The following is a 14,953-nucleotide window of genomic DNA, read 5'->3' as shown; positions in this document are numbered from 1 at the left end:
TTTGAACTAAAATATACAAATGACCGCAGCACCATTACAGCCGGGAACAAAGGCACCATTATTTAAAGCAAAAGATCAAAATGGCGACGTTATTTCATTAAAAGATTTCGCAGGGAAGAAAGTTGCTTTGTTTTTTTATCCGCATGATAATACGCCTACCTGTACTGACGAAGCCTGTAATTTAAGAGATAATTATTCTTTACTGAAGAAAGCAGGTATTGAAGTTATCGGAGTAAGTACCGACGATGAAAAAAGTCATAAAAAGTTTGAAACAAAGCATCAGTTACCATTTACGTTAATTGCCGATCCTGAAATGAAGATTGTGGAAGCTTATGGCGTTTGGGGATTAAAGAAATTTATGGGCCGTGAATTTGACGGTACGCACCGCACCACATTTTTGATTGATGAAAAAGGCATTATCAGACACGTCATTGAGAAAGTGAAAAGTAAAATGCATGCCTCCCAGATTCTGGATTTATTTAAGTAAAATTTTAACGACCATCAAATCAAACCTTGCGAATAAAATATGGTCAAAAGACATTGTTATTTAAATGCAGTTTGAAAAATACATTTTGTTATGAAAAAAATATTTTTGCCCTTAGTCTTATCTGGCATCATAAGTTTAGGCTTTCAGTCAGTTAATGCACAAAGCATCGGCGATATCTTCAATAAAGTTTCCGGTGGCAGTTCAAACACCAAATCCGGCACCCAAAATTCTAACAGCAATTCCAAAAATAATGGTCTTTTAGGAAGCGGATTAAGCAATACTGATATAGCAAGCGGATTGAAAGAAGCGCTTAAAGTGGGCGCACAAAACGCAACAACCAAACTATCGGCAACCAATGGTTTTTTTGCAAATCAGGCTATTAAAATTTTATTACCTCCCGAAGCACAGCAAGTAGAAAGAACCTTGCGTTCCGTTGGCATGGGTTCTTTGGTTGACAAAGCAATCCTTTCCATGAACAGAGCGGCGGAGGATGCATCTAAGAAAGCTGCGCCTATTTTCATTAATGCCATTACAAGCATTTCTATTGAAGACGGATTGAACATACTGAGAGGCGGTAACAATGCTGCAACCAATTACCTGATGGGCAAGACCACCAGTTCATTGACAGCAGCTTTCAGCCCTGTTATTAAAACATCTTTAGATAAAGTCGGCGCACCTGCATTATGGAAATCCGTATTCAGCGCTTACAACAAAATCTCAATAAAAAAAGTCAATCCTGATTTGACAGGTTATGTAACCGAAAGAGCATTAAGCGGATTATTTACAACAATAGGCAGCGAAGAAGCCAAGATCAGGGCAAATCCGCTGGGACAAGCCAGCAGCATTATTCAGAAAGTTTTTGGTAGTTAATTACATTTGATTCAACAAAGAATGCGCTCTCATTTCGGAGCGCTTTTTTTGTGATGTTGCAGTAAAAAAATAAGAAAACCGCACTCTTCTGAGTGCGGTTTTTGTGTAAGTAGTTTCAGAAAACGCTGAAAGTGAAATCTAAAAGCGATGGGTGCAAACCCAGTGTCATTAACTTAATCTTCAAAGCTTCGCTTTGCTATGCGGAACTACTGGTTTCTTTCTATAACCTTTATCCTATATATATGTGTTTCATTTAAACCACACCTTTTCCCGGCGGCGGGATAGATACATAGAGAATTGGGTGCAACCCTTCGTTAACTTATAAATCAGGTAGAAATACGCGTTGCATAAAATTCAAAATCTTCTCATTTTGTGCGTATTGAATCACCACAATTTAAAGCAAAACGCATGAGTAAAGAATCAAAAAAACAAGGGCAATCCATGCCCAAAGGACAAGCTTCTGCCAATAAGGTCGCTTGTTGGGATAGTGATGGCGATATCAGAATCGTCACACAACGTCTTAAGGAAATGTTCGTTGAAATGGGGCAGAAGACCAGAATCGAAAGAGGACAGATGCCTGCTGAACGCGCCGTTTTCCGCAAACAACATGGCATAGCCTACGGCAAATTCATTATCAAAAAAGACATTCCAAAGGAATATAAAAAAGGCATCTTCGCAGGCAATGAATATGAATGCGCTGCAAGGTTTTCCAGTGATACCGGACCAACCTCTCCCGATTTACATTCCACGCTTGGCCTCGGATTGAAACTTTTCGGCGTTGAAGGACCCAAGCTTTTCGGCGAAGGTAATAATGCCGATTTTATCTTCCAGAATATCGACCGCTTCTTTGCACGCGACGCACAGCAGATGTGTGCTTTCACAACAGCCGGCGTGGTAGATGGCGATTATGATGCCTATATAGACAAGCATCCCGAACTGGCAAGCATCTTAAACGCCATGTCAAAGGTTGAGGCAAGCTGCTTAAGTGCAGGTTATTGGGCCATTCTTCCATTTAAGCTCGGAGAAACCAATATTGTCAAATACCGTCTTATTCCGGAAGATACCGATCGCGGCGCACCCTTTGATGACAACGATTATCTTGCGCTTGACCTTCAGCAACGCCTGCGTAGCAAAGAAGCAAAATTCCGCTTTGAAATACAACCCCGCACCAATCCTGCAACGATGCCGCTCGACGATGCACAGGTTGTCTGGAGCACTGAAGAAAGTCCTTATGTATGTATTGCAGAACTCCATTTCCCGCAGCAGGATATTTGTGCTATCGGACAGCCTGAATTTGGAAACATGCTGGCCTTCAATATCTGGAGAACACTGGCAGCGCATGAACCCTTAGGTTCGATTGCAGAAGCCAGAAAAACCGTTTACGCAGCCAGTGCGCAAACGCGCCATCAGGCAAACGGGCAACCGTCTCAGGAACCGGACAGGGTCAATCCGCACTTTACAATAAACAGCGATGAAGACAGCGATTGTATCGTAACGGCCGGTATTTATCCGCCTATCGGTGTAATGCGTGTAGGGAACAGCGAAAAAGAATATTTTATCGGGCCACAAGTTACAGATCCGGAACCACGCGTTGATGAGTATGCTTACAGAGACAAGACAGGCGCTTTGAAACGTCAGGCTGCACAATTCCGCATATACGGATTCAATGCCGCAGGTAAAGCCATCAAGGAACTGACCGCAGAAAATGCCAACATTATATGGCATTCACATCTCGCCAACCAGAAATCATCCTGGTATGAATTCCAGATGGCGCTTGATATTCCCGATGCAGCAACTGCTCCGCCTTCTCTTTTGAGAAATATCGATGTAAAAGATCGCGATTCCCTTATCATTGACGGTAAAGCGCAAAGCATAAGCGGTACAAGCATCGAAGACGGGCCTAAGTTCATCGGAAAATTCCAGGGCAAAAAAGTGTATCTGGGAGAAATGCATACAGATGACAAAGGCCGCCTGATTATGCTTGGCGGTCATGGTGTTTCCGAAAACTTAAACGGTGATATCGCCATTACCTTTGCAAACAATGAAGGCTGGTATGATGATATATCAGACGGGCCTGTTACTGCTGAAGTAGAATACAACGGCGTAAAACTTAAAGTTGACCCGGCTTGGGTAATCTGCGCGCCTCCCGATTATGCGCCTATGCAAAAATCGGTGCGTACCATGTGGGATCTGATGAGAGACGTAGCGGTTAAAGCAGGTATGCTGGCAAGACCCGCACGACCTTCTTTTACAAAAGACATCCTGCCTATTTTCGAACGCCTTACTAACCTGCAATGGGTAAATGCCGGATTTGCATCTGCATTCGGCTGGGGAGGTCAGTTTGACTATACCACGCCTGAATGGAAAATAAAACTAAATGACCCTTCTCCTGCAAACCTCGAAATGCGCAGGACGATTTCCAATAACTTCCGTCGCTATGATGTTTCAGGTGCTGAAGCGCCGCAATTGTGGCCCTGGTTATACGGCGATGCTGTCAGCATTCCGAGCACTGGTTCCGTTCGTCAGAATTCAACCCTGAGTGATTTGCAGCTTTCCTTCCTTGACCAATGGGTAAAAGGAGATTTTGATGCAGATTACAAAGACAGAACCGGTTGCCCCTATATCCCGCCTCCGATGACCATTGATACATTGCCTGTTGCAGCACAACCGGAAATGCTTACGAGAGCTGCAATGGAATTCTGTCTGGCAGATGCATTCCATCCCGGATGCGAAATGACCTGGCCGATGCGTACAGCGGGTATGTATATGTCTGCTTTCCGTTTAAAGCACGCTCCGAAGCTGCCGCTTGTGGACTCCTGCTATTACGGTCCTGTGATGAATAGTGATGTATTTACATTGGCAAAGGGCCCCTTATTAGGCGGACAAGTGGCGGGTGGCGTTACAAGGTGGATGGCTATTCCATGGCAAACCGATACAGCAAGCTGCAGGGATGGTTATACATCGGAATATGATCCGTATGTGCCGACGTTCTGGCCTGCGCGGGTACCTAACAATATCCTGAATGAAGAAAGGTATAAAGAAGCCATTAACCCTGAGCTTTCGGAACAAACCCGCAAGCAGGCTTTTGCATACCGTGCCCTATGGCTTAACGATCTACCGCTTGATGGTATGGCTCCAAACTATACGAATCAGATCAACAGCATGATCAAGTATTTTGATAAACTGGCAGTGGTACAATTAAGACCGGGCACACCTCACAATGGCGCCTTCCCCGCCGCTATGCAAGTCGGCTTAATTCCAAGCGCCGAGCAGGAAGCAGCATTGCTGAACGAAGCCCGCGGAGAACTGGATGCTATCATGGCCAGGAAAAAGATTACAGATAAAAAAGCGACAGCTTTGCTGAACACCGCTCTGACAGACCTATCGAAAGAAAATCTTTTGAACGAATACGATTCGCTGAGCGATGCAAAAGCAAACCTGACTTCTTTACTGGAACATGAATTGTCTGAAGATTTTAAAGAATCTCCGGTAATCAAAAGGCTGTTGAGACTGCTTGAATCCAAAGCACATAAGGCCATTAAGTCACTTGCCATGAAGCCGCAGGGATACACCAAAACCGAGCTTGGCGAAGGCGAAAAAGGCAGTCGTTTCCACAGGTACGTACCTTACACATTTGTTAAAGAAGAAATAGTGCGCAAGCGTTAATGAATCATAACTTTCTTTCAGAGGCCGACATTACGATTGTCGGAGGGGGCATAGCCGGCTGTACGCTGGCTATGGCTCTCTCCGCAACGTATAAGGTAGTGCTTATAGATAAATTGCCGGAACCTGTTGAGCGGGTCGGAGAATGCCTTGCCCCCGCAGCGCGCCGGATATTGCGAAAACTCGATTTGCTCGACGATATTGTTCAGCAAAATTCAACGGATAACCTTTACTTACCCAATCCGGGTACCAAATCTTATTGGGGAAGCGAAATGCTTCATGTAGTTGACAATCTGAGAAATCCCGATGGGCCAGGGTGGCACCTTAACCGGAATGCCTTTGAAGCGCACCTCAGAAAAAAAACATCGGAAAGCGGTGTGCAATGTTACTGGGGTGTAAAATTGTATAAAAGCCATTATGAAAATGCGCGTTGGCGGCTCAGCCTCCAATCAACCACTACGGATAACGAACCCTTTGATATCGTTTCAAAATTCGTTGTAGATGCCAGCGGGCGGTCATCTGTTTTTGCAAAGCAGTTGAAAATTGCGAGGATGCATTCTGACAAATTGATAGCTCATTGGGCAACGATGCCTGACCGCGAAGAGAATAGAATGAGTACTATATCTTCGGCGGAAACAGGATGGTGGTACAGCGCGCCATTACCCGACAATAAAAGAGTTATGGCCATGCACACCGATCCTGATTTGCTTGATCCGGCTGCTTTAAAAGATGCCGGCTGGTTTACTGAAGCAGCAAAAGCCAATAAAGAAATGGCTGCAATTATGAATGCAGTTGAGGGTAACGTTGATTATTGCGGTGTTGTTACCGCCAATTCAACACGGCTGAATCAGGTGGCCGGTAAACAATGGGCTGCCGTGGGCGATGCCGCCATGAGCTTCGACCCGCTTTCCTCGCAGGGTATGTTCAATGCTATGGCAGGCGCGTTGCAACTTGCAGAACTATTGCTTAAGCAGACCTCTCTCGACAATCCTGAAAAAACAGAACAGATACAAGCTGAATATACAATCCAGATGGATAATATCTGGAACCGTTATATACAGCACAAAAATCTTTTCTACACCCAAGAGCAGCGTTGGAAAGATGCAACATTCTGGAAGCGGAGGAGCTGATAGCAGCAAGGTTAATCGTCATAACATCATTATTCTTTCATCACTTTACTCATAAAAGCCTGCCCGTTTCTATCTTCACATTTCAATAAATATATGCCTTTGCCGAAGCGTCCGATATTTATTGATTCCTTTTGCTTTGATAATGATTTTGAAAGTAAAATTCGCCCTGTTATATCATAAACAGTTACAGATTTTAAAACAGCGTTTTCGACACTTATTTGAATAATGTCATTGGCCGGATTGGGATAAACTTTGAAGTTGTTTTTTACTGCTGACTCCGGCTCTGTGACTGCTAATGGTAAAGTGTCTGATTCCGTAGCATCATTGATGTAATACGTCCAGTCATAAATCGAATTGTTATCTTCTGAAAGGAAGTCATACCCTGTAAGGATTATTCCCGAACGTTCGTAAGGCTGATTAATACCTTTAACAATAGAACAAATGCTATTTGTTTTAAAATATTTCTTCCATTTTATATTTAAATTGGTATCAAGGCTTATTACCTCCAAATAGCCTTTGTCGCTGTTCTCGGCACAGCTGGTAAAAAAAATATGATGCGTGGTTGAAGCATAATATATTGTATGATCGTATGGATTGTACGCAACAGAAACCGGCATCCAGATACTTTCATGTGCGGTATCTGTATTATCAAGAGGGCCGGAAACCACAAATTTATCAATACCGTAACGAGAAGCGGCTGTATGTTTGCGTATCAACGGATAATTGCTTTCATCCCCTAAAGAGCCCGGCGCAAAACGCGTTGCACTTGCAGAAATAAGCGATCCTCCGGGCAGTACAATAGTACCGGGTTTGAAAAAATAAGATAAGGCAACAGGATCCTGCACCGCTCCGTATTTGTCATTAAAAGTATCGAGCGTCTGCATGCTGTCGTTCACCAGGCACCAGCCAAAGCTACCGGGTGCACTACCCGATCCCGCAGCATAATCACCCGATACAAGGTATGTATGGTTACCCAAAGGCGTAAAACCCCGCATTAATGCAGTACCACTAACCCTTGCATTTGAAATGGTATTGCCCATCGAATCCAGTATCAGGTGGTTGCGCCAGGGGAAGAGCGCAGGATTATATATCTGTCTATAACCTACAAAAAAATTGCCGTTATCCATTGGCTTTAAACAGTCAGAGAAAACAAAATCGATCTTTGCGCTGTCTTCTACCCTTTTCTCCGGTACATGCGTATTAAAGTTTATATCAATTCGCTGGTAGAAATAATAATAAGGCGAAACCGTATTGCCATGTTGGGCTTGTGAGGTATAGAAAAGATAAAACATCTTGTCTTTTAATGCTATGTAAGGCCCAAAGGTTATGCTGTCACTGTTAAGGGTATCGCCATACAAGTATTTTTGATCCAGTCTTTGCAGGGTATTTTTATCATATTTATTCAGGAAGTATTGGCTGGCCCAGCCATGCAGTGCACTGTTATAAGGCCCTGCCTTTTGGCATGACACAAAATAATAATAATTACCGTGCTCGATCCAGTAAGGAGTTCTCCCGTGCTCTTTGTCTTGCATCTGATCCAGTAAATTCTGCAAATTGCTTTGAGCGTAAGTGTGGGAGTACGACATTCCCATCATCAAAAAAAGGACAAGCCTGAAATATTTTGAAAGCATAAGTAGTGTTTTTAAGAGATGGAATCGGATTGATTGTAGAGCCATACAAACAATCCGAATGTAATTATTGTCTTTTTATCTGTAAAAATTGTTATAGCTCGTTTAATTGAAGTCCCACAGGAACATAACGGATCAGCTTGCTGCTTGAGATACAATACACATGAAAGTAAAAGCTATAAGGGCTTTGTTGGCCTCCTGAGGCGGTATTCGTTTTGATATGAAAGTCATAGAAATATTTTCCCGGCGCAAGGTTTAGGTTGATAGCATCTTTAATGGCCGCGACATAATAATTCATCATAGGAGTAGTAAGCCACACTTTATAAATTACATAAGGATCTGCAGAAATGTCATCATATATTTTTGTGTCCCACCAGCGGATATTGGCATAGTCATTAATACCTCTGGTCACATAATCACAATTGACTGAAGGCATGACTGGAAATGCAATGCCGCTGTTACTATTCCCGCCTACGGTGCTGATGTCAAAAGCATAACCTGTGGGGGTTTGCCCATATGTCTGGCGGTAGTTATGGATGCCCAATGCCCGTAAAGCCGTAGGTGCAGAACGCTTGCTCAGGTCAATGGAACTCACAATAACCGTCATATTGGTATGGTCAATAGTGGCTTGTCCATTTGTTGGCCAGGTGCCATCTGTTGAACCCCATGCCCTCCAGGAATGCGTAGGCGGACTCGTAAAAATATCGTTATCTTGTTCAACGCCAGTATTGTTGCCAACAGGACGCGCAAAAGCTATGTCTGCTCTCAGGGTATAATTGCCTTCGGTCAATGCAGGATTGCCGTCAGCATCAGTTATCACTTCAAGGTCAAAAGCCTCTAAAACAGGCACCACATTATTTTCCGTCAGGTTGCTTTGCTTCGTCAGTAATGCTGCTTTGATGGCCCAGAAAGTATTGGCTGCTTCCTTCATATTTACAGAACCGGAACCGTCATTTTTAGCGGGAATCTGGAAACTGATTTCATCGGTTGCTATATCGCCGGAATAATCTTTCACAACCACATACTTGTTATAAACAGCTTCGGTGTTAAGTACGGCTTGCTGTAGGGAAACATTGTCGGCAGAAGCAGGTTCGTCTTTCAATGCGGTAACATCACTGTAAAACTGCGTTACCATTCTGTCTATCTGTTCTTCCGTCATTCCGCCTGATATTAATGCTGTTTTCGAGTCGCCGGATGTTGTGGGCGCTGATGCCATCGGCGTGTTCTTTTTACAGGAACCTGTTGCCACCATCAGAGCTATTACAGGAATGGCAAGAAATACGTAAGCGGATTTTGCCTTACAGATGTTTGCTAATAAAGCGTGTTTTGTTTTGCGCATAATAATTTAATTAAGTAATTAAATAATTTATGCTCAAATATGGACATTGTTTATGAATTATGATTTTTTTTAACAGATTGAGAAATCACTTTAACATGCAAGTATTGTTTATGCACAAAAAGCAGAAATTCAGCATTTTCCACTATAATGGAAAACAAAAGCACAAACATATATATTTTTATATCCTACTTTCCTGATATTAAGTGTTTTCTCTTTAAATTTCAAATTTTGATAAAATATGTATTACGGAGTTTGGGATATTATGCCGATTATTCTGATACGTCATTTAAACCCTGTGATTTTCAATTATTTATAACAGCATAATTATTTACTGTACCTTATTCTGATTTAAAGGATAAATATTCCTCATTGAAGAAGATAAAGGGTGATAGATCGAGACTCAATCATCATCATGAAAGTATTAACTACAAGAACTTAGACTTAACGCAGACTCTGGAGCTGTTTCCGAAATGAAGGACTTATATTCAGACGTTTTTGCTTCCAATATCTGTTCAGAAGGAGTGAAGGGTATTATTTCGGTACAGGCATGGGGCATTTCAAAATGTCTCATATCTGTTTTCGAATACACAAACTGCTCAAATAAAAACCCCGCAGCATTAAGCTGCGGGGTTCTGAACAGGCCGATTGAACGCGTCTTTATATTTGTTCGATTTAAGCACCTTAACTTAACGACATCGAGTTTAGTACCGTCAGCGGGCTGTCTAAATCAAAATATGGTTGGAATAGCATGGGCTCGTTTGTTCCGGCTTCCTCCGCTTCAATTTTCTTAATAATATCGGGGATTAAAGAGTCATTTATTTTCATTATCCCGGGCTCTTTTTCAGGGAACCAGGAAGGCCTGATGTAATTCAGAAAGCCGGGGAAAATCGTTTCCATATGCCCCTTGCTGAGAAAAACGGTCGGCTTGTTGTAAAGCCTGCACAACAAGGTTGAAGCGGAAAACAGGTTCCAATAGATCATCACATCCGATTGAATGATTAAATCTTCAAAGGCATCTATGCTGCAATAATTGATATAGTTAATACCGGAAACATCCTTAAGTTCTCTTTTCAGGATTTTGTAGAATTCCTCGGGTAATACGAGGTTAACGCTGATGTTATAATCATTGGCCAATGAGGTAAATAACGGAACTACGGTCTTATGGTATATTAACTGTCCTTCAAACTGCAGCAATCTGTAATCATGCATTGCCATAACAAAAGTCCATTGCTTCTTATCATGGGCTTGTTTCAGGGTATTTTTCCTGAAATGATTTGAAAATGACTGATGCGGTGTTGAACCTGGTTGTACCGGTATAGGATATAAGTGCCTGTAGCCGGCCAGCCTTTCGCCGATTTCTTTAAATGCATTTCTGGCATTGGAAAGAAAATCTTTTGCCTGCAGGTCAAAATCCACCTGATCATAATACCGGATAAAAGGATCGCTGGTGGATATTTCTATTTTCTTTTCATCAAGGTAATCCATCAAGCTATAAAACTCAGGAGTACTTATCAGATTATTGGTAGCCAATATATAGGCACTGAAAAACAGTATCTGTTCCGGCATGATATCATCTATGTACCTTTTCAAATCATCCGCATTCCGGTACGCAAATTTCTCAACATTAGGTAATGTTATGTATGGCAGCATGTGCTCCGGCATTAAAGCGGTAGCGTTAACAGGCTGGTTATACATCAGTAATCTTAAAAGTACTAATTCGCCAAAGTCATCGGAAAAAATAAATAATGTCCTTTTCATACGTCGAAAGAATTTTGCCCGGCTCTGTTCTGTTGCTGTTTCATTTACAAGGTTATCATGTCCATTCAAAGTCCGGGGCATAAAGATATCTCATAATCACATTGCTGTTACCTGCCTGTTGGTAATTGCCCGGATTTGTCATTCTTCACCCGCTCTTATATTAACTGCCAAGGATATTCACCGCAGTAATGATAGGGCAGAACAGGCCAAGTGCGGAAAGGATAGCTTTTGCATCGCTTTCGCTTAAACCAAATGCGCTTTCCAGCACCGATGTAACCTGGTCTTCTACCCAGTTCAATACTTTTGCTGCCATCTCGGCCCACTTCTTAGGATCAGTGAAGAGATTGACTAAAAAGTCTTTGACAGCATTAAAAACTGCCGCAGGCAAATCTGAAAGTTTACCGGTATTAATATTTAAAGAAAGCGTACCGATAGAATATTGATTGCCGCCAAGTTCGAAACCTGCACTAAAGTCAGCGCCTGCTGTTCCGCCTTGTAAGTGTGCATATATATTCGCTCCCGCGTTTACACCTGTATCTATGTTCCAGGTTCCCAAAGGTCCTAAATCGATGGAGCCAATTCCAATGTTTATTTGGCCGCCCACCTGTAAATCGTTCTCGTTGAATGTTCCCGTAAGTGTTCCGCTGAAAAATCCGCCAAGTGTTGAACCCGACAATAGGAACTGAGCCCCACTTGAATTAATATTGACAAATACACTATTGCCCGCACCCAGAACAGTAACTTTCCCGCTTATGAAGAAATGCGGATCCTGAAAACCCTGAGGTGCGTTTGGTTGACTATAGGTGCATAAAGATAATTGCGGCCCGCCGGAACCATTTTGGGCAGTAATGCTGAATAAATTAGTACTGATAAAGGTAATAGGTTCCATTTCAGCATCCACCAATATACCCTTGTTCAGCGCAATATCAATATCGACATCAATGTCTATAAACAGAAATTTAATATTCCCGCTTATGCTCATTCCCTGCGGATAAAAGAAGGTGCCGATATTAACGCCGGCCGGTGCAGGAACAAAATAGAACTGCGCTTCTCTTGACACATTTAAAGCACCGGTATTCTGGTCTTTTATTACTTGCCAGTGTGTGATAGTTGAATTGCTTCCTGCTCCCGCCTGCTCCGTGATATACCACTTTCCACTATCCGCATTATTGAAAATCATCATTCCATCACTGGAAGTAGGGAAGCTTGGCAATTTACCATAGGTAACAAAATCGTTGGAGATATTTTGTCCATTGAAATTATTCAGGGAGTCGATTAATGTATTGGCTTCTGAGCCGGCCGGAACCTGGAAAGCCCCGTTAGAAGTACCTGAAATTGAAATTTGTTTCAGTATATCATCTAAGCCGGAATCTCCTGTGGTACCTGCTAATTTTGATACGACATCATCGAGGGTTAAGTTACTCAACGCACCCGCAATCATACATTCGGACGGATTCTCACTATTTATCAGCACAGAAAGAGAACTGTCGAAAAGATCGTCCACCTCTAATTCGGCCGAGAAGCCAAAGCTTGGCAGCCCTTCAAACGAAATGCCAAGCTCAATGGCAAGACCGCCAAGCTGCAACGGGCCGAACGAAATGGGTTGTTGAACATGCATGCTTCCCGAAATGAAGACGCCGTTCTCCACGACTGCGATTATAAGATCAAACTCAACATTATTACTATCGATAATTGTCTTGACGGTAGCCATCAAACTGACGCCGAAATCGCCTCCACCTCCTCCGACAAACATCAATGTGCCTGTCAGGCAACCATTAAGATACCCTGCATCTCCTGTGCATGTTCTTTTGCTTACATCACTGTCCGGAGTAAGGAAAGTGGATATGGAAATGCCTAATTGAAATTGTTTTTTCTCGGTAAGGTATGCTATGAAACCATCCAGTTGGGTTCCTTCCGGAATTTTTATCAGGTCAATTAAAGCACCCAGTATATTATTCTTTCTGGTGAAAACAGTACTGGTGTACAGGAAGAAGCCCGGCTGAATGCCCTGGGCAATGGCCGGCAGGGTAATCTTGGAAGTTCCTAACGATGGCTGATTAAAGGTTTGGAAGCCCGGAAAACTGAAATTCTGGTCTTGTATGGTAGAGATTGCCAGGGTGAAAGTCTGGAAGGGAAACCAGTCTGCAAATGTTTGCACACTACCGGATATGCCTCCCGGCAGATTTCCCAACTGGCTAAGTTCAATCTGTAAGCCTACTGCAACGCCCCAGCCTGTAGTGCCTTTTTCCAACACGAAAGCCAGGCTTGCTATATTATCAATTACGGTTCCCAGCTGCAACTGGTAATCGCTGCCTGATTTTTGCAATATGATGTAGGAATCGGTAAAGGTGAGATCGAAACCATCAGGCAACTGCAATTGTTGCTGCAGCAAAAAGGATACAATTTCACTTAGTGTTACCGACGGAAAATCGCCCCTGATAACAACCGTTCCCGGTATATCATAGCTTGCATTTAAAGTAACGCCCGCAATCTGAGCCGTTGCGGAAAAGTTACCACTCAGATCGCCTGCACTTTGTTTTAATAAAAACAAGTTCACATCGCTGAATTCCAGTTGTGTAACCCCCAGCGGTATTACCCAGGGCTGCGGCTGCTGCGCCATAGCAAGGGTGAAGGAATAAAAATTACCCGGAGATACGGCAAGTTGAAGCGTGTCGATTGCCAGGTCGCTCACAGGAGGAATACCCGGTGCGTAGCTTTCCATTAAAGTACTTAAAGGAACATTGAATCCATCGGGCACCGAAGCCGTTACTGTAAAGTTGTTCGACTTTACCGCACTAATGGTTACGGTAGTACCTGCAACTTCTACCGTGCCTGTCACATTGATATCGATTGCTCTGTTAGTATCGTCAAATGGATTTTGTACGTCAAATTCAGCCATTACCGAAATCACCTCAAATACACCCGGCCAGACTTTCCAGTCAATTTGCGGCATCCCCACAGATACAGAAACAGCAGATACTACGATGCTCTTATTGTATGCTAAACTTACACTCGCGTTCTGTATCCCAAGCCCGCCCAGATTACCGCTTTGCACTTCCGAAGGGAATAGGCTCAAAGCATTGTTGATGCCCAAAATATCGACCAGTTTACTAAAATCGCCGATAGGTGAATTTGTAAAATCGGCTACGAGCTGTGCGGCATCAGTTCCCGGAGGTGTAACGACTGCAACGCCGATATTGGCCTGTGCGCTGGGGATATCAAATGCTCCGGTGTAACCCACTGTAACATTATAGGTTGAGTTATTTGCCTGCCAATCTGTGCTTGCCGGGCTGTAAACCCTGAAATAATCAGCCGAAAAAGTCATGCTGCCCAATTGAAAGGCAGCTACATTTAAATCGGCCATTAAATTAATGCCCGGCACAATACCTGTCTGGTTCCAGGGAAATTCATTCTGACCTAACGGGGTAGATTTTTGTGATGCATCAGGCGAGTTTACCGTTCCGCTTATGATCATCTGCCCGGTCCCTATTAAATTCTCAAATATCCCAAGTACTCCTGTCGGTGTTAGTGCGGCAGAAAAGTTAACGCCAACCGAGAGGGCAATGTCGTTTACAGTCTGTTCATAAGTTGAAAGCAGAAACTGTGCATCCGACATTTGAAGTTGATCCAATGGGCTTATTACGGCCGCATCGGGTAGCGTTCCATTCATTAAAGTGGGCAGCTTCGGAAAACTGTCGGAAAATTTCCAGGGGGTTGTGGGCGGCGTAGCCGGAATCATTTCATATTGCAGCAAAGCCTGAACATTATTGTTCACTATGCTCAAGGTCATGGTTACCGCTACACTGTCAGGTGTAAAATTGAACGTACCTGTCCCGTTTATGATAACATTTGTTCCTTCTGAAACAGGATTTGCCTTTGCTTCGTTGATTACAATAGTGTTGGTGGAGTATGCCAATGTAATTAACTGAGGAATTACACCGGCCCCATCAATTGACTGTAATGTAGTAGCACCAATCGAAACTATCCCACCGGCAATCGACCCGTCGTCGGCTATATTTAGCAATGTTCTTATTGTGGCGACTGAAGGGGCATTGTTTGGTGATTTTGAACTACCCAT

Annotated in this window: 8 protein-coding genes; 4 read left to right on the top strand and 4 right to left on the bottom strand. The window is 43.1% G+C overall.

The window, feature by feature from the left end; translation table 11 throughout:
• Positions 1 to 19 precede the first annotated feature (19 nt).
• The 4 genes from bcp to F0919_RS14400 all read left to right on the top strand — a co-directional run bounded on the left by bcp (position 20) and on the right by F0919_RS14400 (position 6,150).
• Positions 20 to 487 (top strand): thioredoxin-dependent thiol peroxidase, encoded by a 468-nt coding sequence (bcp, locus tag F0919_RS14415; RefSeq protein WP_150033467.1) that lies wholly within the window; start codon positions 20 to 22, stop codon positions 485 to 487.
• 90 nt (positions 488 to 577) lie between these two features.
• Positions 578 to 1,357 carry a DUF4197 domain-containing protein gene (locus F0919_RS14410; protein ID WP_150033466.1) on the top strand — a complete coding sequence of 260 codons (780 nt, stop codon included), beginning with the start codon at positions 578 to 580 and terminating at the stop codon, positions 1,355 to 1,357.
• 408 nt (positions 1,358 to 1,765) lie between these two features.
• Positions 1,766 to 5,023: a LodA/GoxA family CTQ-dependent oxidase gene (locus F0919_RS14405; protein WP_216629428.1), complete on the top strand. Its 3,258-nt coding sequence runs from the start codon at positions 1,766 to 1,768 to the stop codon at positions 5,021 to 5,023.
• Positions 5,023 to 6,150: a tryptophan 7-halogenase gene (locus tag F0919_RS14400; RefSeq protein WP_150033465.1), complete on the top strand. Its 1,128-nt coding sequence runs from the start codon at positions 5,023 to 5,025 to the stop codon at positions 6,148 to 6,150. Before F0919_RS14405 ends, F0919_RS14400 begins: the two co-directional genes overlap by 1 nt.
• Before the next feature lie 29 nt (positions 6,151 to 6,179).
• On the opposite strand, the gene F0919_RS14395 is transcribed toward F0919_RS14400, so the two are convergent.
• The 4 genes from F0919_RS14395 to F0919_RS14380 all read right to left on the bottom strand — a co-directional run bounded on the left by F0919_RS14395 (position 6,180) and on the right by F0919_RS14380 (position 14,953).
• The gene (locus tag F0919_RS14395; RefSeq protein WP_190277398.1) at positions 6,180 to 7,781 is read right to left on the bottom strand and encodes a T9SS type A sorting domain-containing protein; all 1,602 of its coding nucleotides are present in this window, start codon (positions 7,779 to 7,781) and stop codon (positions 6,180 to 6,182) included.
• 91 nt (positions 7,782 to 7,872) lie between these two features.
• On the bottom strand, positions 7,873 to 9,117 hold the full coding sequence (locus tag F0919_RS14390) for a hypothetical protein (protein WP_150033463.1): 1,245 nt from the start codon (positions 9,115 to 9,117) through the stop codon (positions 7,873 to 7,875).
• A 681-nt stretch (positions 9,118 to 9,798) separates the two neighbouring features.
• On the bottom strand, positions 9,799 to 10,875 hold the full coding sequence (locus tag F0919_RS14385) for a hypothetical protein (RefSeq protein ID WP_150033462.1): 1,077 nt from the start codon (positions 10,873 to 10,875) through the stop codon (positions 9,799 to 9,801).
• A gap of 160 nt (positions 10,876 to 11,035) precedes the next feature.
• Positions 11,036 to 14,953 carry a hypothetical protein gene (locus F0919_RS14380; RefSeq protein ID WP_150033461.1) on the bottom strand — a complete coding sequence of 1,306 codons (3,918 nt, stop codon included), beginning with the start codon at positions 14,951 to 14,953 and terminating at the stop codon, positions 11,036 to 11,038.

It is taken from the genome of Taibaiella lutea (assembly GCF_008629695.1).
Taxonomy (GTDB): domain Bacteria; phylum Bacteroidota; class Bacteroidia; order Chitinophagales; family Chitinophagaceae; genus Taibaiella; species Taibaiella lutea.
Note: the sequence above shows the minus strand (reverse complement) of the source record. Positions and strands in the feature narration are given on the sequence as shown.

Excerpts from the sequence above, each read along its gene's own strand:
- bcp (WP_150033467.1), top strand. The coding sequence starts at position 20 with ATGACCGCAGCACCATTACAGCCGGGAACAAAGGCACCATTATTTAAA.
- F0919_RS14410 (WP_150033466.1), top strand. The coding sequence starts at position 578 with ATGAAAAAAATATTTTTGCCCTTAGTCTTATCTGGCATCATAAGTTTA.
- F0919_RS14405 (WP_216629428.1), top strand. The coding sequence starts at position 1,766 with ATGAGTAAAGAATCAAAAAAACAAGGGCAATCCATGCCCAAAGGACAA.
- F0919_RS14400 (WP_150033465.1), top strand. The coding sequence starts at position 5,023 with ATGAATCATAACTTTCTTTCAGAGGCCGACATTACGATTGTCGGAGGG.
- F0919_RS14395 (WP_190277398.1), bottom strand. The coding sequence starts at position 7,781 with ATGCTTTCAAAATATTTCAGGCTTGTCCTTTTTTTGATGATGGGAATG.
- F0919_RS14390 (WP_150033463.1), bottom strand. The coding sequence starts at position 9,117 with ATGCGCAAAACAAAACACGCTTTATTAGCAAACATCTGTAAGGCAAAA.
- F0919_RS14385 (WP_150033462.1), bottom strand. The coding sequence starts at position 10,875 with ATGAAAAGGACATTATTTATTTTTTCCGATGACTTTGGCGAATTAGTA.
- F0919_RS14380 (WP_150033461.1), bottom strand. The coding sequence starts at position 14,953 with ATGGGTAGTTCAAAATCACCAAACAATGCCCCTTCAGTCGCCACAATA.